Below are 17,816 nucleotides of genomic sequence, written 5' to 3'. Positions count from 1 at the left end.
CGCTCAGTTCACCGGCTCGGCGTACTGACACCTTCGACTCGAGGATTCGCTGGCCTCACGGGCGTTACGGATGAATATCTGATCGGGACGGGGATGGCACAGGAAGTCCGCATGGGAGATGTTGTAGCCATAGGCACCGGCCAGCGGCAGTACCAATAGATCGCCCACCGCCACCCCGGACAGCGCCTGACGACGGCTCAGCACGTCCTTGGGGGTACACAGCTGCCCCACCACCGTCCATGATCGGCGCTCCCTCTGGCTGGCCCGGTGAGCATCACGCGGCAGGTGAACGATCGGATGATCGTGCCCCTGGGCGGCGGGCAGGCGAAACTGGTGCGTACCGCCTCGACAGACGACGAAGCCCTCTCCATGGCTGATCTTGGTATCGAGCACTTCGATCGCGTAGTAGCCGCAGAAGGCGGTGAGGAAACGGCCGATTTCGAAACGCACTCGCGGTGGCTCATGCATGGCCGCCAGATGCTGTCCCAAGGCCTCACATAGGCCGGGCCAGTCGAACTGTTCGGACGGCTGGAGATAGTTCACGCCGATACCGCCTCCCACGTTGAGCTGGGTGACGCGCTCGGGGTGGCGTGCCAACGCTCGCCACTGTGGCCAGCGCTCCAGGTAGGAGGCCAGCAGCCGCTGGTGACGCCGTTCGCATGTCTGGTGCGACATGGCGTGAACATGAAAGCCGACCAGCGTCAGGTTCGCAGCGTCATCGACAGCCCGGACGGCTTCGATCAACTGCGCCTCGTCGATGCCGAAAGGCGTGGCCGTGCCGGCCATCCTTAGACGACTGGAGAGGTCCTCGGGCAGAGCGGGGTTGATGCGCAGCAGCACCGGTTGCACGCACTCCAGCGAGGCCGCGACTGCCTGCAGGCGGGCTACTTCCCCGAGACTTTCGACATGCAAGGCCTCGACGCCTCGCGTCATGGCCTCATGCATGTCGGTATCCAGTTTGCCCGGGCCGGAGAGCACCCAGGGGCGCGGCGTCGAGCAGGCGCAGGCCCGCGCGATCTCGCCGCCGGACGACAGTTCCAGCCCGTCCACTACGGGTGCCAGCGTATCGAGGATGGCCGCCTCGCTATTGGCTTTGATGGCATAGTAGAGCTCGACGCCTGGGGGCAACGCCGCCTTCATGGCACGACCATGCGCGGCGAGCGCCGGAAGGTCATAGAAGAATGCCGCCATGGGCTCGCGGCACGCTTGTCGATGCGAGGCGATGGCATCGAGCACATACTCGGGAACGGTAACGGGCTCACCCATAGGCCACCTCCTGGCCAACGGCCCGAGTGACACACCAGGGATTGGGCAATGCCACATACTCGGCCTGGCGATCTGCCTGAGCCAGCAGCCGTAGCTTGAAGTTGGTCTTGCAGGGCAGGTCACCGCCTTCCAGCAGTGCATCCAGCTCGGGGGCGGACGTACCCAGGGTCTGGCGAACGCGATGCAGTTCGTCCAAGGTGTCCTGCCACAGCGCATCGCCGAGGGCCGGGCGCTGCCAACTCAGCGCCAGGATCGCTTCGGCGACATGATTGACGAGCAGGCAATAAGCGATACGGTTCCAGCCCTGCTCGCGAGAATAGGTCATCGACTCCCTGACGTGGGGATGCAGCGACTCTCCAGTGAGCCAGTCCACTCCCTTGTCATGGGTCAGCTTGACCCCTTCGAAGTCGCGCAGCAGCATCTGCCGGGGCATGCCCTGGTCATGGATCAGCACGCAATTCTGCAGATGGGGTTCCATGACGATGCCATGCCGAAAGAACAAGCCCATGACCGGTGCCACCAGCGTACGCAGGTAGGTCTGGAACCACGCACGGGACTGCGCTTCCGAGGGCAGTGCGTCGTGTCCCTCGGCTGACGTCGACCCTGCGATGAAAGACAACACCAGGGGCACCAACTGCGCATCGCGGGCAAAAAGCGTCGCGCTGAGCAGGCAGCGTTCCGGTCGGAATCGCTGACAGAAGTTTTCCCGCAGAATCACGCCAGTCTGCTCCCGAAACCAACGCTGATCGGCCTCGTCGCCCTCGGGCGGCGCCCAGTGAAGCGTGGCCGGTTCCTGTGCCACGCATAGCGCCGCCAGTGTCGTGTCTTTCGACTGGGCGAGCCGATGCATGATGCGATCGATGACCAGCGTGCTTTCCAGTTCGTACCAAGCATTCTTGCGCACACAATTGGTGATGCGCACATTGAGCGACCCCTTGATGAACCAGGGATGCCCCTCGAGATACCAGGTACGCATGGAAGCGGTAGGGGCAGCATGCCAACGACTCGGCCCGAGATCGCCGATCACCTTTTTCTGGATCATCTCTGCCACCCGGGCATCCTGGCGGAAGAGATCGGCCTGAACCGGGTGCATGCTGAGCACCACACGATCGAGATCCTCGGCGCGGCGCTGATCTCCCGCATGCGGCAACACATCCAGGGCATTCAGCCGATTGGTCTGGACGCTCAGCCCGGCCACGGGAAAGGAAAACTCGTGCAGGGTCGTGGTGGCACCGAATTCGGGAGAGTAGGCAGGTTTCTCGTCCTGCAGCAGTTGGGGCGGCCATTGCCGGGCCTTGGGCGTGGGATGATTGGGATGCCCAAACCACAGCCCCTGCTCACTGCAACGGTAATCCGCCAACGGATGGAGCCTGGGCTGCTCGACGGCATGCGCGACGATGGTCGTCATGACGTCCTGGCTTTGCATGACTTGGTCGCACAATTCCTGATTGAGCGTGCCCTCATTCCACCGGCAGTGCTCCAACAGCGCAGTGATCAATTCCACCATTTCAGGGGCATGCCAGCCGGTACCTTCTGCCTCTCGCAGATAGACCTCGGAAAGATAGAAGTGACTACCGATGACCGAACGTCGGTCCACCATCACGAACAGCGACAACGATGCCGACCACTCGATCAGCAGGGGCATGCCGTGCACCTGCTCCGGAAGTCCATCGCGCCGAGTCGGCCACCGATGGAACACCGTGTCATGGGGGATTGCCACTTCCTTGATAATGCAATTCAGCAACGCATGCATGGATGCGTGTCGGCTTATCTCGCCAGGTAAGCGAGAGAAACGGGCGTAGCTCATGTAGCCTCCGCAACAATACCTTCCTTTTGAACCTCACCTGCCTCATGACCAACCGTGCCGTCAGTGCAAGGCTTCTGCTGGCAAGTAAGTCCGCGCGTCCCTCGCTAGCCACGTTGCAACGTCGTACTGAGTGGGCAACGTCCTACTGGATGGTCGTGCTTGTTATGTCGATCGAGTGGTGAGAACAGCGATACGCTTAGATCATCGGTGCCGATGCTTGGGTAATCGCCAGCTCACTTGCTAATGAGAATGATTATAATAAAGATTAAAGTCAACGCTTGCACATATCCGCCGCACGAATCATTAGCTCCCCCATCATGGTGGAAGAGCGAGTGGACCTACCCCGCAATATTGAAAATGAGAATTTTTTGTCTTACGGTTGCCAGCCTAAGGATCATCCCAACGAGCCACCTTCATGCCCTCAATACCTGCCAAGCCGCCGCGTCTGACAGGCGAAGCCCTGTGCGCCGGGTACGAATCGCAACGCGTACTGGATGGTGTCGATCTGGCAGTGGCCGAGGGCAAGCTGACGGTGTTGCTCGGCCCCAACGGTAGCGGTAAATCAACACTGCTGAAGACGCTGGCGCGCACGCTGATACCCAGCGCCGGTCAAGTCTGTCTCGATGGCAAGGATATTCACCGCCGCAATACGCGAGAGGTCGCCCAGCGCCTGGGCATCCTGCCGCAGGGCCCTTCCGCGCCGGAGGGATTGACGGTCCGGCAACTGGTCGGCATGGGGCGCTTTCCTCACCAGCGATTGTGGCGACAGGATGCCGAGCAGGATGCCCTGGCCATTCGCGAGGCGATGGCCTATGCCGACGTCACGGCGTTCGCCGAGCGCAGCGTCGATGCGCTCTCCGGCGGTCAGCGGCAGCGTTGTTGGATCGCCATGGTGCTGGCTCAGCAGACCGACCTGATCCTGCTCGATGAGCCCACCACCTTTCTCGATCTCAAGGTGCAAGTAGACTTGCTGGAGCTGCTATCCCGCCTGGCTCACGAGCACGGCCGCACCCTGCTGCTGGTGCTGCACGACTTGAACCTGGCGGCGGCCTACGCCGATCAACTGGTGATGATGCGTGAAGGGCGTATTGTCACCAGTGGCGTACCTGAGAAGGTGTTCACGGCCACCAACCTCAAGCATGTCTTCGATCTCGATGCCCATGTACTCGAGGATCCCGAGACAGGCAGCCCGATCTGCGTGCCACACAAGAAACGGGGGGCCCACCGGCGTGCCCAGCCCACCGACCACCAGCGTCGTGTTTCATGAGCCATCGATTCTGCGCCGATCTCAGCCGTGAACAGCATGATCCGCTGGCCGGCAGTGCCGCGCACGTTGAGCGCAATCTCCTGATCAGTTGGCCTCGCGCCAAATGGACACGCAATCTACGTCATGCCCACGACATGCCGGACAGCCTGGTACAAACCCTCGACGCCATCGCCGCCGACGGGCGGCGAATCAATCTGATTCATCGGCGTGAACAGGCCAGCGACAGCCATCAGGTATTTCTGATGCCCGAACGCCGGCGGTTTGTCGTGCCTCGCGAGGCACTGGAGGCGTTTCTGGCCGCGTGGCAGTCAGGGGCGCCACTGACAGCATGGGAGGGAGAAGCGGTCGACCGCGATCTGCTGCTTTGCTGCACTCACGGCAAGAAGGACAAGTGCTGCGCCAAGTATGGTTACCAGACCTACAAGCAGTTGGCCCAGGTCGTCGCGGCGCACGGGCTGCCCTTCGATGTCTGGGAAAGCAGCCATCTGGGCGGTTGCCGCCTCGCCGCCAGCATCATCCTGCTCTCACCAGTGCGCAAGTACGGCCGCATTACACCGCAGCAGGCATTACCCTTCCTGCAAGCGGAGGCGCAAGGCCGTCGCTTTCTGCCCGGCTATCGCGGCGACTCCCGGCTGACACCCGCGCAGCAGTGTGCCCAGCTCGCAGCCCTGGCCTTTCTAGAACGAGGATACCCACAGGCCAGCTTGACGTTGCAGGACGACACCGGCAACGAGCATCGGCGACGCATCCTGTGGCGATGGGAACAAGATGGTGCGCATGGCCAACTGCAGACCGTCTGCGAAACGACGACGGTTCTACGTGTCGACACGTGCTCCGACCTGGATGACGGCCCCACCGAAAGCCTGGTCTGGAATGCCACCGATATCTCAGCCGCCTGACGCTGGATGCCGCTGCAAGCAGTCGCCGCCCGTCACGCGTTGCCTGATGTGTCTTCGAGCCGAGCCACGGCGTCGCGGCTGACGCGATCGCGCATCTCGCCGGTCAATTCGCTCAACTGCCCTGCGCGCATTTCCAGTAGCCGGTCGGCGTGCTGGAAGTAGTGATCGTCGTGGCTGATGGCGAAGACGGTCTTGCCGTGTTCGCGCAGCAAGGGCAGCAACTCGCGGTAGAAGATGCGCCGGAACTGCGGGTCCTGATCCGCCGCCCATTCGTCGAGCATCAGGATATCGCGCTGTTCGGCCACCGCCAGCAGCAGCGCAAGGCGCTTGCGTTGCCCCTGGGAAAGCTGCGTGTCGGTCACCCGCCAGCCATCGAAATGCAGCTTTTCGCCCATGCCCAGGCGCGCGACCCAGGCTTCGGTCAAGGCCGTGTCCGGCGCCTCGCCATCAGGGCCGATCACCTGATCGAAGAGGTAGAAGTCGGTGAATACGGCGGCGAAGCGACTACGAAACGCCTGCCAGCCGGCCTCGTCCACGGGGATGCCATCGATGAGGATCTCACCGGCATACGGCTGATAAAGGCCGGTCAGCAGGCGCGCTAGCGTCGATTTGCCACTGCCGTTGCCACCGATCAGAAACACCAGTTCACCGCGCGACAAGGTGAGATCGACCGGCCCCACTTCAAAGCCACGGCCATGCTCGCCCGCAGCATAAGCAAAGGTCACGCTGCGTAGCTCCAGCGTCTGCCAGTCGCCGTGCGCGGCGCTCTCGCCGAACTCCGCGCGATACTCGGTCAATGCCAGTGTCCTGAGCTTGTCGAAGGCGACCTGGGCACTCAACAGCGTGGGCAATGCCCCCACCGCCTGGATCAAGGGCGTGCGCAGGAACAACAGCGTCAGCGAATAGGTTGCCGCCACGTTGGTATTGGCCCAACCGAGGCCATTGGCGAGGAAGAACACCATGCCGATGGCGCCCAGCATCATGATGTTCGACCAGTTCACCGCGCTCAGGTGGAAGGTGTCGGAGCGGATAATGTGATGCCGATAGGCCTTGGCGTCGCGCTCGTAGACATCCTCATACAGTGACCGGGCACGGTCGCGATTGAGGGCCAGTTCCTTGCGGCCGTCGATCACCGCCTCGTAATCCTTGTAGAGCCGGTCCTCGGTGTCGCGCACCTTTCCCAGATGGCGATACACATGCGACACCAGATACCAGCCCCCTACCACGGTCACCGCCACCCATAGCGCAGTGATGAACAGCATCCCCGGCGAGAGCCAGGCCAGATACGCGGCCGACCCCAGCGTCAGGATAACCCCCTGCACCAGTTCGGGAAGGCGCACGAAGGCGATGGTGATATTACGAATGTCGCTGGACAGGCTGGCCAGCAGGTGCGCACTGCCCAGGCGCTCGAGTCGTTCGATGTCGGTATCCAGAATCCGCTTGATGAGACGTCCGCGCAGACGATAGACGAAATGGTGGCCGAGCACGGTCAGCGCCAGTTGCGAACCCAGCGTGACCGCCAGCAGCAATGCGATCAGCCCCAGGAACTGAGGCAGCACTAGAAGCGGGTCGCCCTGGGCCTCGATCAAGTACTGGTTGATGAAGGCGATGACCCCGATACCCAGCCCCGCGCTGGCCAGGCTCAACACCATGACGCCGATGAACGGCCAGCGATAATCGCGATAGACGACGCGCAAAAGTTCCATGCAGTTCTCTAGACGTTATTTTGAAAGTGGCGACGCGCCGCGTTATACGCGACGCCGATGAATGTCAGCGTGGCCCACGATTCTTGCCAATTCTCGCGCCACGTCAAGGTAAAGGATTCTCGTTTTCGTATGCACGTTGCAACGCTTCACCACGATTGGCGACAATAGCACCTCATATGGCACTTTCCGCGACGTTCACAGTCGCGTTCGACATCGTCCCGTCCACCTGCGCCGCGTGGACGCAATCCCTGAATCAGGCTCGCGCATGCTCGCCCAACTCTTCGCTGTCATGGCCCCCGTGTTCGTGGGCGCCAGTATCGGATTTTGCTGGATACGCCTGGGATACGCGTATCCCACCGACTTCGTCACCAAACTGGTCTTCAATGTCGGCACGCCGTCATTGATTCTCGCCTCGCTCTCCGGTGCCAACATCGATGCCCACACCTTCGGGCGCACCATGCTGAGCACGCTGGGCGTGCTTCTGGTCATGGCGCTGGCCACCTGGCTGATGGCGATACTGCTGCGCAAGAACTGGCGCGTGCTATTGGCACCCATGATGTACCCCAACACCGGCAACATGGGCTTGCCGGTGGCACTCTATGCATTCGGCAGCGAGGGCTTCGCCTATGCCATCACCGTGATGGTGACGGTCGCCCTGGTGCAGTTCACCTTCGGGATCATGATGATCAGCCGCAGCAATCCGCTGAAGAGCCTGCTGCGCACGCCTACCGTGTATAGCATTCTACTGTCGGTGGCCATCCTGCTCACGGATACCGACCTGCCGTTGTGGATCGATAACACCGTGGAGCTGATCTCCGGCTTCACCGTCCCCTTGATGCTGATCACCCTCGGCGTCTCGCTGGCCAACATTCAGGTGCGCAGTCTGTCCTCGGGGCTCGCTTTCAGCCTCATACGCACGGCACTCGCCGTTTGCGTGGCCTTCGGCGTGGGCTGGCTCCTGGACCTTCCGCCCCTGGCGCAGAGCGTGCTCGTGATGCAGATGAGCATGCCTGTAGCGGTCTATAATTACCTTTTTGCGCAACGCTCACAGCGCGAACCGGAATACGTCGCCAGCCTGGTGTTCTGCTCCACATTGCTGGCCTTCATCTACGTACCGCTGCTGCTGGCGCTGTTCATGTAGCCGGCTTTCCATGGTGCAGGGGGTGTAATTGCCAAAGCCCACAACTCTGTTATTCTTCGTAATGCACGCGACGCGCAGGAAGCGCTCGTGTTGTTGGCAACCGTTCAGGAGGAACCGCCATGAATTGGGATCAGATAGAAGGTCGTTGGACCGAGGTCAAAGGCAAGGCTAAAGCATCCTGGGGCGAAATGACCGACGATGAACTCGACCAAGTCGCCGGCAAGCGCGATCAATTGATCGGCAAGCTGCAGACCAAATACGGGATCACCAAGGAAGAAGCCGAAAAGCGAGCCGATGACTGGGCTCATTCGGTCTGATCGCGTATCTCGCCAGTCATTCGACACCCGCCGAATAGATAGAACCGACGAAGAAGGAGCTTCTCAATGCGCCACTCACTGCATCGCATGACGCAAACCGCCATTCTCATCGGGGGCATCGGGCTAACGGGCTTCGCCGTTGCCGATTCGCAACCCCAAGGGCTTTACTCAGGCGATGAGCTGATGGATGCCGACGTTTTCCTCGAGGCAAACCCCAACGAAGACGTGGGTGACGTCGAGGACGTGCTGCTGGGCGAGGACATGAGCGTTCAAGCCTTGGTCATCGAAACCGGGGGCGTTCTCGATCTTGGCGATACGCATCGTGTCGTCGATCGCGACAACTTTACCCTCGAGACGCAGAACGCCGATGATCTCGATGACTTGGAGTATCGTGTCACGCTCGACATGACGCGCGATGAGGTCGCCAAGCTGCCTGAGTACGACAACGACTGGTGGCAGGATGCCAAAGGGCAAGCTCGCCAGGCATGGGACGATACCAAGCAGGGCGCCGAAAGCGCTTGGCAAAGCACCAAGTCGGCCACCGCCGATCTACTGGACGATGCCAGCGATGCCCTTAACGACAACTGATCGTCGGACTCTTAGCCTGTAAAGAGTGAAGTATCGAGAAGGTCCGCCATCAATGGCGGGCCTTTTTCATGTTGAACAGACGGCACACATATAATCGCACCCCTACCTCGTGTGGGCTGAGGTATGGCGACCGAGCATGAAAAAGGCCACCCTAAGGTGGCCTTTTCCGCGAAGGTTACATCGACAGTAATACCGAGCCTTTCGCTTACTGCTGCTGGCCTTGGACCATGCCCTGAACGCGCTGCATGAGCTCAGGATCCTGCTGGATCGCCTGACCAACGGCATTGAAGTCTTCGACGCTCATGCCGCTATCTTCAACAACACTGACCATCTCTTCATTGGCTTTTTCACGAAGCTCCTGCTGCTCGTCTTCGCCATCCGCGTTCTGAAGCTGCTCGGTGTACTTCTGGGAAACTTGAGAAATTTCCTCAGACGCATCAGCGAACTGCTGAAGCTGTTGATCAGAAAAATCCTGAGAAGACGCACCCTGAGTCTGGGTTGTCCCGCTTGCTGCCGGGTCTTCCTGCTGTGCCATGGCGCCCTGTGCCGCTACCATTCCGGTCGTCAGCATAGCCGCTGAAACAAGAGCAGTGATCCGTTGCATGAATACCTCCAGATTATTGCGTGTGCGTGGCTATTGTGACGCCACTCTAGTGGGTGAGTTCACATTTTTCATGTAACAGATTGTAAATTATCAAACAGTAGACAGCCAAACCAACATTGCCTCGATGCCATGACGCACTGTGGCCAGCTCGGGCGCAGCCATCGCCGCCTCGGGATCGTCGGGACAAGGGCGTACCAACAGCGCCGCGCCATCGAAGTCTACATAAGCCAAGCGCGCTGTCAGTTGCGTCGGTTCGCAGCCAAATGCACTGCCCGGCAAGAGCGCAATACCCGCTTCCTCAAGCAGCGCCGCAGTCAATTCGGCGCTGGTGGTAATCCCACGCGCTCGTAGTGCCTCACGGTATGCACCGAAATCGGGGAACAGATAAAAGCCGCCATCCGGCGCATGGGTGCGAATCCCGGTCGCCTCGAGGCGTTGCGCGCACCATTGGCCGATCATGCTCAACCACTGCCGCTGGGCGTCGAGATACATCTCCAGCGCCAGCGTGACACTATACGCGGTGATCGCCGCCGCCTGGACCGGACTGGTCACGCTCGACCAGGTCTCCGAGGCGATGCCCAGCAAACGTGTCAGCAATTCATCGCCCAACGCCTCGGGCACATTCATGACGCCCAGGCGCCAACCGCCCGCACCGCACCACTTGGAAAGCCCGCTGGTCGTCAGCGTGCCCTCGGGATAATCGCGTGCAAAGGGGCGATGTTCCCCACGATGATCGAGCGGTCCGTAGATCTCATCAGAGAGCACCAACACACCGTGACGCTTGGCGACCGCGGCCAGCTCACGCTGCATCTCAGGCGCATACGACAGGCCGGTGGGATTACCCGGCGCATTGAGGATCAGAAGCCGCAGACCGGGACCATGCTCGCGGCAATGCCGATCAAGCTGTGCCGGCGTGACCAGCCAGCGGCTGTCGAAGCTTGTTTCCAAGCGCACCGCCGGCTGCCCCGCGAGCTTCGCCTGCGGTACGTAGGACACCCAGGCTGGCGCCGGGATAAGCACTTCGGCACGCGGCAAGGCCTTCATCAGCGCAAACAGCAACAACTTGCTTCCCGGGGCGATCAACACGCGTTCGGCTCGCCAGTCGGTACCATCCATGTGGCGGTGGAAAGCCGCCACGCTCTCGCGTAGCTCGGCCATTCCCTGCACCGGCAGATAGGCCTTGTCGGCGGCGTGTTCGGCCAGCGTCTCCACCGCCGGGGCGAAGACCGGAAACGGCGATTGGCCGAAACCGAACTTGATGATGCGCCGCCCCTGCGTTTCGAGTAGGCGCGACTGCTCGTTGATCAACAGCGTATCCGAAGCGGCGGTGGCGTTGTGATCATCGGCATAACCCCGGCCCAGCCAATCGGCGGCGCTGGGTGCGGGCCCCGAGACATCAGGGGAAGTCGTGGAAGTAGGCATGGCAGTTTCCAGGGAAAGAGGCAGAAAGCGGCAAAAGAAGCGGTGTAAGCGAATGCGTCACTCGACGTGCAGACGCGAGATCAACGCCTCGCGCTGGCGTAGAGCGAGCACCGCGTCGTGCCCCATCTCGCGGGCCACGCGGGACAGCAACAGCTCGACGAGCATGAACAGACTACTCATGGGATTGAAGAAGAAGGCGCCCTCGGCCGGCGCAAGTAACGTCGAGTCGCTCAACGCGGCCAACTGCGAGCTGGAATGATTCGTCAATACCAACAGCGACGCGCCCTGCTCCACCGCCAGCCGGCAGTAGTCGATGCTCATCCGCGACTCGGGCCGAAAGGCGATGCCGATCACTAGATCATCTTCGCCCAGCCGCAAGGCCTGCTCGACGCTGACGCCAGCGTGCCCCGAGACCAGGTCCACGCCATCACGCAGATAATCCAGGTAATACGCCAGGTAATGCGCGGCCCCGAAACTCGCCCGCAAGCCGATGACATGAATGCTCCGCGCCCGCTGGATGCTAGCCGCTGCCTCTACCAGTTGCGTCGTGTCCAGCGACTCCACGGTGGCCGAGAGATTTTGCATCTCTTGCTGCCATAACGCGCGGTCGTCGGCCAGCGCGTCGCCCTCGGCGCGGGGCGTCTCACCGAAATCCAGCAGCCGCTGGGCACGCGTGGAATAGAAGGCGCTATCGCTCAGATCTTCACGAAACAGCGCCTGCAGCGCCTTGAACCCCTCCAGGCCGAGGGCATGCGCCAACCGCGTCAGGCGCGAAGGATTCACGCCGTGGTGCTGCGCCAATTGCGAGATGCTCGACAGGCTCACGGTCTCGGGCTGGGCCAATAAGGCCTCGAGTAACGCAAGCCCCTTGGCGGACAGCGTCAAATCGGCGGCGTCACCGCGTCGAGCACGCAGCGCCAGCAGTTGCAGATCGGCGTAGCGCCGGGGTGGCAAGTCGGCATTGTCGGCGGGCATGGCAGGCTCCTGACATCATTTCCTAAAAGGATTCCGCTTCAAGGCTAGACACCCATTTCCCGTATTGCAAATAAATTTGCAATACGGGAAATAAAATATCGAGAGCTACCCCGCCTGCGGGCCTCTGCCATACTGGCAATACTTTCAAAGGAGTGATGCCATGCGAACCGCCCTGCTTGCCTGCTGGATGCTCGTGCTGCTTGGCCCGATGAACACCGCACATGCCGCCGATCCCGCCAATCCCTTGATCACCGATCACGGACTTTTTCGTCCGCTGGTGATCGTCTCCCCACAGCGCGACAACGACGCTTACCAACGTATGCAGACCCAGTTCAAAACCAGCCGCGCTAAATTCCAGGCACGTGACATGGTGCTCTATCGGGTGGAGAACGGGCAGGGATATCGCAACGACGAGCCGATGACCCGCTTCGAGACACAGGCTTTGTTGAAGGCGCTGGCGCTAGGCGACGACGCCCCGCTCACCACGGTGCTCATCGGAAAGGACGGGGGCAAGAAAATGCAGCTCGAGGGATTCGTCGCGCCGGAAAAGGTCTATCACATCATCGATCAGATGCCGATGCGGGCGGCGGAGCGCGACTGACCGCTCCGACTCGGCCGCCCTCACGCGTCAGCGCCAGCACGCCAACTGACGAAGATGCGCGTTACGTGCCTGCCCCGCCGCTACCGGCGTCAGCCATACCTCGGTGCCCGGCTGGCATTGCGCCAAGCGCGCGCAGGCCAGCGGCGTCAATGCGCCGAGACGCGGATAGCCACCGATGGTCTGACGATCGTTGAGCAGCACGATGGGCTGGCCGTCGGCGGGCACCTGTACGGCGCCTAGCGGAATCCCCTCAGAGACCATTCCCTCGCCCAGGTAGCGCAACTCAGAACCGGTCAGGCGAACGCCCATGCGATCCGCTCGCTGATCGACCTGCCACGGTGTGTTGAAGGCCTCGAACACGCTGGTACCGCTGAAATCGGCGATCTGCGCACCGCTCACCAGCGCCAACATCACGCGTTCTTCATCTCCAGGTAACGTGCCTACACCCAAGGGCAGCGTGCGCTCGGCTCCGGCGGTGCCTGCCCATGTCAGGCAATCGCCTTCGTCCAGCACCCGCCCCTGGCCATCGAGCCCGCCCAGACTTTCGCGCACCGTACTCGACACGCTACCCAGCACCGGCGTGGCATCGAGCCCACCCGGGAAGGCAAGATAGGCGCGCAAGCCCGCGCGAGGACTCTCGAAGGCCAGACGTTGACCGGCCGTAATGGTGAAGCGCGTCCCCGGCGCCAACGGCGCATCGTCGAGGGTCGCGCCCAGGTCCGCCCCCGTCAGGGCCAGCGTCGCCGAGGTCTCGGCGTATAGGGTCAAGCCGCCGACGGTAATTTCCACGCCAGGCGCTTGCGGCGCGTTCCCCAACAGCCAATTGGCCCATCCCAGCGATACCCAATCGGCGGCACCGCCCTGGGTCACACCGAGATGGCGCACCCCGAAGCGCCCACCATCCTGAATCAGCGTCAGCGGCCCCGCGCGTTCGACGATCAATCCCTTCATGTCTGGGCCTCCGTGGGGGTATCGCCGCGTTCAGCCAGCGGCGTCGGGTCGCCACCTTGCTCGATGAACGCCTCGCGGGAGATCGCCTCGAAACGCACCTTGTCGCCCGGCCGAAACAGGCTATAACCCTCCCGGTCGCGGCCGAAAAGCGCCACAGCCGTACGCCCGACGATGTTCCAGCCGCCCGGCGAAAGCGTGGGATAGACCGCGGTCTGGCGTTCGGCAATGGCCACGCTGCCGGCGGCAACTTTCTGGCGCGGCGTCTTCAGGCGCGGCGTGGCCAGCTCATCGTCGAGACGCCCCATGAAGGCGTAACCCGGAGCAAAGCCCAGCGCGAAGACGCTGTAATCCCGCGCGCAGTGCCTCGCAATCACGTCCTCGTGGCTAACGCCCAGACGCTCGGCGATGCGCTCGAGCTCCGGGCCGACACTGACGTCGTACCACACAGGGATCACATGCCGCTGGCCTTCACCACTGGTCGCCGGCGTCAAGCCAGCTAGCGCCTCGCTTACCCGGGCACGAGCGGCCTGCAGGTCCAGGCGTTGGATATCGTAGTGCACCAGCAGCGTGGTGTAGGACGGCACCAGATCGATCAGCGCCTCGCCGAAGGCCTCGCGCAGGGCATGGTCGGCGGCCAGCATCCAGGGCATATGTTCCTCGTCGATGCTGTCGAAGAGGCGCACGATGAGGCTGTCCATGCCTACCGTTTCGATACTCGGATCGCTCACCGGCTCACTCCCGTGCCAGGCTATCGAAGGCGTCGCGAATGGCACGTACGGCGGCCACCGACTCGGCATTGTCGCCATGAACGCAGAGCGTATCGGCGACCAGACGCAGCGCGCTGCCATCATTGGCGGTCAGTGTTTCGCCCTTGGCTAGTGTCACCGCCTGGGCCACGATGGTCTCGCGATCTTGATGCACGGCACCCGGCTCGCGTCGCGACACCAGCCGCCCCTGAGGGTCGTAGGCACGGTCGGCGAAGGTCTCGAACCATAGCGTGACTCCCATTTCCTTGGCCAGCGCCCGCATCGGTGCCGGGTCCGCCGTGGCCATGGCCAGCAGCGGCAAGCGGCGATCATAAGCCAGTACCGCGCGCATAGCGCCGCGCATCAGTTCCGGGTCGCGGGCCATATCGTTGTACAGCGCGCCGTGCGGCTTGACGTAGCTTACGGTCGTACCCTCGGCGCGACACATGCCCTCCAGCGCGCCGATCTGATACAGCATCATGTCCTCTACCTCGCGCGGCGTACAGGCCAGCGAGCGCCGCCCGAAACCTTGCAGGTCGGGATAGGCAGGATGCGCCCCGACGCGGACGCCGTGTTGCACGGCCAGCGCCACGGTACGCCGCATGATGTCGGGGTCGGAAGCATGAAAGCCACAGGCGATATTGGCGCAGTCGACATAGGGCATGACCTCGTCGTCGAGACCCATCTTCCAGTTGCCGAAGCTCTCTCCCATGTCGCAGTTGAGAAGCGGTAGGGGCATGAACATGACCTCTTTTATTGTCGTCGGCTTTCACGGTTGCGGCGCTTCACTCTATGAAAGCCCGCGCGGCCCGGTCCAATCGTTTTTCGTGATGCGCGATATCGGTGGAACCTTTCATCGCAGCACGTGGGGAAAACGAGTTGACGGCGCACAGCGCCGGGTTAAAGAATCACAGTTCACGAATGCCAATCACAACCGATCCCGAGGAGGCCTCCATGGCCGTCAGCGATCCCTTCCATCTTGCCGTGCAGGTTCGCGATATCGACGAAGCCCGGCGTTTCTACGGCGACTTCCTGGGCTGCCCCGAAGGTCGCTCATCGGAGAGCTGGGTCGATTTCGACCTTTTTGGTCATCAGTTCGTCTGCCATCTCAATCCCGCACTGAAGGACACCGCCGTCGCTAGCCACAAGAATCCGGTGGACGGCCATGGCGTGCCGGTACCGCATTTCGGTGTAGTCCTCGAGATGAGTGCCTGGCAAGCCCTGGCCGACAAGCTGCGCGCGCATGACGTGGCCTTCGAGATCGAACCCTACGTGCGCTTCAAGGGCGAACCCGGCGAGCAAGCCACCATGTTCTTCTACGATCCCTCCGGCAATGCCCTGGAGTTCAAGGCCTTCAAGGACCGTGAGACGCAGTTGTTCAAGAAAACATAGTATCCGCCGCCGCTTCCCTTCCGCCGCGCGGGGATCGCGCGGCGACCTGTGCAGGATCACCGATGTTCGACTTCAAGGAACTCGAGGCCTTCGTCTGGGTGGTGCGCTTGGGCTCGTTTCGCAAGGGCGCGACCAAGCTGCACGTCACCCAGCCGTCGATCTCGGACCGCATCACCCGGCTGGAAGACAGCGTCGGCGAGTCGCTACTCGACCGCTCGGCACGCCCCGTGCAGCCCACGCTTCGCGGCCGCGAGTTCTTCACCCATGCCGAGCGCCTGCTCGAGGGCCGCGACGAAGCCATGCGCCTGTTTCAGGATGAAGAATCGTTCTCCGGCACGCTGCGCCTGGGGGTCATCGAGACCATCGCCAGCAGTTGGTGCCCGACCTTCATGCGTCGTCTGGCCGAGCGCTATCCACAACTGACCATCGAGTTGATGGTGGATATTTCCCCCTTCCTGCATCAACGCCTGGCCGAGAACGACCTCGACATGCTGTTCGCCATGGACGGCCTGGCGCCGGGGCTCTGCGCCATCCAGACGCCGCTATGCACCTTCGAGATGGGCATGTTCGCGGCCCCCGAGCTGGCCGCCACACTGCGCCATGGCGACATGGAAACCTTCGCCGACACGGCGTTCATTTCCTTCAGCAAACAGGCACGGCCGTACAGCGAGCTGGTCGCCTACCTCACCGCACTGGGCATCGATACGCCACGCATTCACTCCACCAGCACGCTGATGACCATCATGCGCATGAGCATCGAGGGGCTGGGCATCGGTGTATTGCCGGTCGCCACGGTACGTGATGCCGTGGACGCCGGCAGCTTGGAACGCCTGACGCTGGAAGAACCGTTGCCGCCGATGATCTATGACGCCATCTGGCGCCGCTCCAACTACCCGAGCTTCTGCGCCAGTGTGGCTCGCCTGGCCAAGCAGTGCGCCGCCGATTACGCCCAAGATCACGGAAAGCTTTCATCGCCTACCACTGTGAAAGGCTACGTCGATACTTGACATCAGAATTAACGATTTGACGCCAGTGCATCGCCACTTGAAGAATGAATCCGTCTTCCGAGTTCAATAACAATGAGGAATTGAACATGCGTACGATGCATTCTTTCGTCTGGCTGGCGGCAATCGGCTCGCTCGGCATTGCCGGCAGCGCCATGGCCGCGCAATGGAACCTCGCCTCTCCCTACGGCGATGCCAGCTTTCATACCCAGAATACCAAGCAATTCGCCGAGGACGTCGCCGACGCTACCGATGGCGAACTGGATATCAGCGTGCACAGCGGCGGCTCGTTGATCGCGCACTCCGAAATCAAACCTTCCGTTCGGCGTGGCACCGTGCAGGCGGGCGAAGTGTTTCTTTCCTCGCTCTCCAACGAATCGCCGATCTACGAAGTGGATACGTTGCCGGGGCTGGCCGGTAGCTACGAAGACGCCTACGACCTCTGGCAAGCCTCCAAGCCGATCATCACCCAGATGTTCGCCAAGGAAGGCCTGATGCCGCTTTATGCCGTGCCATGGCCGGCGCAGGGCATCTATACCGACTTCGAGCTGACCGATGTCTCGCAGTTCGAGGGGCTGCGTGTGCGCGCTCCCAACATCAACACGCAGCGCTTCGTCGAAAATCTCGGCGGCACGCCCACGGAAACCGAAGAGGCCGATATTCCCACCGCGTTCAGCACTGGGCGCGTCGACGCCATGATCACCTCGGTCTCCACCGGCAAGTCGATGTCCGCCTGGGACTATGTCTCGAATTACAGTGACGCCAACCTGTGGCTGCCCAAGAACATCGTGTTCATCAACAAGCGCGCCTTCGATCGCCTCGATGACGAGACGCAGCAGGCCGTGCTGGATGCCGCCGCCGAGGCCGAACGGCGTGGCTGGCAGGCCAGCCGCGAGGACAGTGCCGAGAGCGCCAAGGCCTTGAAGGAACACGACATCACGATTTCCAAACCCAGCGGCCAGCTGGCCGATGATCTCGAGGCCGCCGGCGACTCGCTGTTCGAAGACTGGCAGGAACGCGCCGGCGATCAGGCCAAGACGCTGATCGAGCGCTACCGCAAACGCCAGGCCGCCGAATAACGCATCCACGCCTTGAAGCAAGACCTGCAAGCTCCGCTCACGCGTCGTTAT

Annotated in this window: 18 protein-coding genes; 9 read left to right on the top strand and 9 right to left on the bottom strand. The window is 61.9% G+C overall.

The window, feature by feature from the left end; genetic code table 11:
* Window positions 1-3: 3 nt before the first annotated feature.
* Both L1071_RS02850 and L1071_RS02845 read right to left on the bottom strand, forming a co-directional pair.
* Window positions 4-1,266 carry a type III PLP-dependent enzyme gene (locus L1071_RS02850; protein ID WP_246968421.1) on the bottom strand — a complete coding sequence of 421 codons (1,263 nt, stop codon included), beginning with the start codon at window positions 1,264-1,266 and terminating at the stop codon, window positions 4-6.
* Window positions 1,259-2,911, bottom strand: a complete 1,653-nt coding sequence (locus L1071_RS02845; RefSeq protein WP_246968418.1) for an IucA/IucC family protein — start codon at window positions 2,909-2,911, stop codon at window positions 1,259-1,261. Before L1071_RS02845 ends, L1071_RS02850 begins: the two co-directional genes overlap by 8 nt.
* Before the next feature lie 577 nt (window positions 2,912-3,488).
* Here L1071_RS02845 and L1071_RS02840 point away from each other — a divergent pair.
* Window positions 3,489-4,340: an ABC transporter ATP-binding protein gene (locus L1071_RS02840; protein WP_246968416.1), complete on the top strand. Its 852-nt coding sequence runs from the start codon at window positions 3,489-3,491 to the stop codon at window positions 4,338-4,340.
* The gene (locus L1071_RS02835) at window positions 4,337-5,239 is read left to right on the top strand and encodes a ferredoxin family protein (RefSeq protein WP_246968414.1); all 903 of its coding nucleotides are present in this window, start codon (window positions 4,337-4,339) and stop codon (window positions 5,237-5,239) included. The genes L1071_RS02840 and L1071_RS02835 overlap by 4 nt, the downstream gene beginning before the upstream one ends.
* Window positions 5,240-5,271: 32 nt before the next feature.
* On the opposite strand, the gene L1071_RS02830 is transcribed toward L1071_RS02835, so the two are convergent.
* Window positions 5,272-6,945: a multidrug ABC transporter permease/ATP-binding protein gene (locus L1071_RS02830; protein WP_246968412.1), complete on the bottom strand. Its 1,674-nt coding sequence runs from the start codon at window positions 6,943-6,945 to the stop codon at window positions 5,272-5,274.
* Window positions 6,946-7,210: 265 nt separating this feature from the next.
* Between L1071_RS02830 and L1071_RS02825 the strand changes: the two genes are divergently transcribed.
* The 3 genes from L1071_RS02825 to L1071_RS02815 all read left to right on the top strand — a co-directional run bounded on the left by L1071_RS02825 (window position 7,211) and on the right by L1071_RS02815 (window position 8,991).
* The gene (locus L1071_RS02825; RefSeq protein WP_246968410.1) at window positions 7,211-8,086 is read left to right on the top strand and encodes an AEC family transporter; all 876 of its coding nucleotides are present in this window, start codon (window positions 7,211-7,213) and stop codon (window positions 8,084-8,086) included.
* Window positions 8,087-8,205: 119 nt separating this feature from the next.
* On the top strand, window positions 8,206-8,403 hold the full coding sequence (locus tag L1071_RS02820) for a CsbD family protein (protein WP_246897054.1): 198 nt from the start codon (window positions 8,206-8,208) through the stop codon (window positions 8,401-8,403).
* A 66-nt stretch (window positions 8,404-8,469) separates the two neighbouring features.
* Window positions 8,470-8,991: a PRC-barrel domain containing protein gene (locus L1071_RS02815; protein ID WP_246968408.1), complete on the top strand. Its 522-nt coding sequence runs from the start codon at window positions 8,470-8,472 to the stop codon at window positions 8,989-8,991.
* Between the two features lie 205 nt (window positions 8,992-9,196).
* Here L1071_RS02815 and L1071_RS02810 read toward each other — a convergent pair whose 3' ends face one another.
* The 3 genes from L1071_RS02810 to L1071_RS02800 all read right to left on the bottom strand — a co-directional run bounded on the left by L1071_RS02810 (window position 9,197) and on the right by L1071_RS02800 (window position 11,992).
* Entirely contained in the window at window positions 9,197-9,595 is a 399-nt protein-coding gene (locus L1071_RS02810) for a DUF4168 domain-containing protein (RefSeq protein WP_246897057.1), read from the bottom strand.
* Between the two features lie 90 nt (window positions 9,596-9,685).
* A complete protein-coding gene (locus tag L1071_RS02805) occupies window positions 9,686-11,017 on the bottom strand; it encodes a pyridoxal phosphate-dependent aminotransferase (protein ID WP_246968406.1) in 1,332 nt (443 codons plus the stop codon).
* A 57-nt stretch (window positions 11,018-11,074) separates the two neighbouring features.
* On the bottom strand, window positions 11,075-11,992 hold the full coding sequence (locus L1071_RS02800; protein ID WP_246968404.1) for a MurR/RpiR family transcriptional regulator: 918 nt from the start codon (window positions 11,990-11,992) through the stop codon (window positions 11,075-11,077).
* A 160-nt stretch (window positions 11,993-12,152) separates the two neighbouring features.
* Here L1071_RS02800 and L1071_RS02795 point away from each other — a divergent pair, with 160 nt between their 5' ends.
* Window positions 12,153-12,593 carry a DUF4174 domain-containing protein gene (locus L1071_RS02795; RefSeq protein WP_246968401.1) on the top strand — a complete coding sequence of 147 codons (441 nt, stop codon included), beginning with the start codon at window positions 12,153-12,155 and terminating at the stop codon, window positions 12,591-12,593.
* Window positions 12,594-12,620: 27 nt separating this feature from the next.
* Here L1071_RS02795 and L1071_RS02790 read toward each other — a convergent pair whose 3' ends face one another.
* From L1071_RS02790 to L1071_RS02780, 3 genes are read right to left on the bottom strand one after another with little or no spacing between them, the layout of a single operon-like run.
* Window positions 12,621-13,544, bottom strand: coding sequence for a 5-oxoprolinase subunit C family protein (locus L1071_RS02790; protein WP_246968398.1), 924 nt, complete (start codon window positions 13,542-13,544; stop codon window positions 12,621-12,623).
* Complete coding sequence (locus L1071_RS02785; protein WP_343315181.1) at window positions 13,541-14,272, bottom strand: 5-oxoprolinase subunit B family protein; 732 nt, start codon at window positions 14,270-14,272, stop codon at window positions 13,541-13,543. Before L1071_RS02785 ends, L1071_RS02790 begins: the two co-directional genes overlap by 4 nt.
* Before the next feature lie 4 nt (window positions 14,273-14,276).
* The gene (locus L1071_RS02780; RefSeq protein WP_246968396.1) at window positions 14,277-15,029 is read right to left on the bottom strand and encodes a 5-oxoprolinase subunit PxpA; all 753 of its coding nucleotides are present in this window, start codon (window positions 15,027-15,029) and stop codon (window positions 14,277-14,279) included.
* A gap of 215 nt (window positions 15,030-15,244) precedes the next feature.
* Between L1071_RS02780 and L1071_RS02775 the strand changes: the two genes are divergently transcribed.
* From L1071_RS02775 to L1071_RS02765, 3 genes are all read left to right on the top strand, one after another.
* Window positions 15,245-15,682, top strand: a complete 438-nt coding sequence (locus L1071_RS02775) for a VOC family protein (protein WP_246897061.1) — start codon at window positions 15,245-15,247, stop codon at window positions 15,680-15,682.
* A 62-nt stretch (window positions 15,683-15,744) separates the two neighbouring features.
* Complete coding sequence (locus L1071_RS02770; protein ID WP_246897062.1) at window positions 15,745-16,689, top strand: LysR family transcriptional regulator; 945 nt, start codon at window positions 15,745-15,747, stop codon at window positions 16,687-16,689.
* A gap of 95 nt (window positions 16,690-16,784) precedes the next feature.
* Complete coding sequence (locus L1071_RS02765) at window positions 16,785-17,765, top strand: TRAP transporter substrate-binding protein (RefSeq protein WP_378110066.1); 981 nt, start codon at window positions 16,785-16,787, stop codon at window positions 17,763-17,765.
* The last annotated feature ends 51 nt before the right edge of the window (window positions 17,766-17,816 follow it).

It is taken from the genome of Chromohalobacter sarecensis (genome assembly GCF_023061135.1).
Classification (GTDB): Bacteria; Pseudomonadota; Gammaproteobacteria; order Pseudomonadales; family Halomonadaceae; genus Chromohalobacter; species Chromohalobacter sarecensis.
This window is presented reverse-complemented; position numbering and strand designations above follow the sequence as displayed.

Coding starts and splice junctions, on each gene's coding strand:
- L1071_RS02850 (WP_246968421.1), bottom strand. CDS start 1,266: ATGGGTGAGCCCGTTACCGTTCCCGAGTATGTGCTCGATGCCATCGCC.
- L1071_RS02765 (WP_378110066.1), top strand. CDS start 16,785: ATGCATTCTTTCGTCTGGCTGGCGGCAATCGGCTCGCTCGGCATTGCC.
- L1071_RS02795 (WP_246968401.1), top strand. CDS start 12,153: ATGCGAACCGCCCTGCTTGCCTGCTGGATGCTCGTGCTGCTTGGCCCG.
- L1071_RS02775 (WP_246897061.1), top strand. CDS start 15,245: ATGGCCGTCAGCGATCCCTTCCATCTTGCCGTGCAGGTTCGCGATATC.
- L1071_RS02835 (WP_246968414.1), top strand. CDS start 4,337: ATGAGCCATCGATTCTGCGCCGATCTCAGCCGTGAACAGCATGATCCG.
- L1071_RS02815 (WP_246968408.1), top strand. CDS start 8,470: ATGCGCCACTCACTGCATCGCATGACGCAAACCGCCATTCTCATCGGG.
- L1071_RS02825 (WP_246968410.1), top strand. CDS start 7,211: ATGCTCGCCCAACTCTTCGCTGTCATGGCCCCCGTGTTCGTGGGCGCC.
- L1071_RS02770 (WP_246897062.1), top strand. CDS start 15,745: ATGTTCGACTTCAAGGAACTCGAGGCCTTCGTCTGGGTGGTGCGCTTG.
- L1071_RS02790 (WP_246968398.1), bottom strand. CDS start 13,544: ATGAAGGGATTGATCGTCGAACGCGCGGGGCCGCTGACGCTGATTCAG.
- L1071_RS02800 (WP_246968404.1), bottom strand. CDS start 11,992: ATGCCCGCCGACAATGCCGACTTGCCACCCCGGCGCTACGCCGATCTG.
- L1071_RS02820 (WP_246897054.1), top strand. CDS start 8,206: ATGAATTGGGATCAGATAGAAGGTCGTTGGACCGAGGTCAAAGGCAAG.
- L1071_RS02845 (WP_246968418.1), bottom strand. CDS start 2,911: ATGCCCCTGCTGATCGAGTGGTCGGCATCGTTGTCGCTGTTCGTGATG.
- L1071_RS02810 (WP_246897057.1), bottom strand. CDS start 9,595: ATGCAACGGATCACTGCTCTTGTTTCAGCGGCTATGCTGACGACCGGA.
- L1071_RS02830 (WP_246968412.1), bottom strand. CDS start 6,945: ATGGAACTTTTGCGCGTCGTCTATCGCGATTATCGCTGGCCGTTCATC.
- L1071_RS02840 (WP_246968416.1), top strand. CDS start 3,489: ATGCCCTCAATACCTGCCAAGCCGCCGCGTCTGACAGGCGAAGCCCTG.
- L1071_RS02805 (WP_246968406.1), bottom strand. CDS start 11,017: ATGCCTACTTCCACGACTTCCCCTGATGTCTCGGGGCCCGCACCCAGC.
- L1071_RS02780 (WP_246968396.1), bottom strand. CDS start 15,029: ATGCCCCTACCGCTTCTCAACTGCGACATGGGAGAGAGCTTCGGCAAC.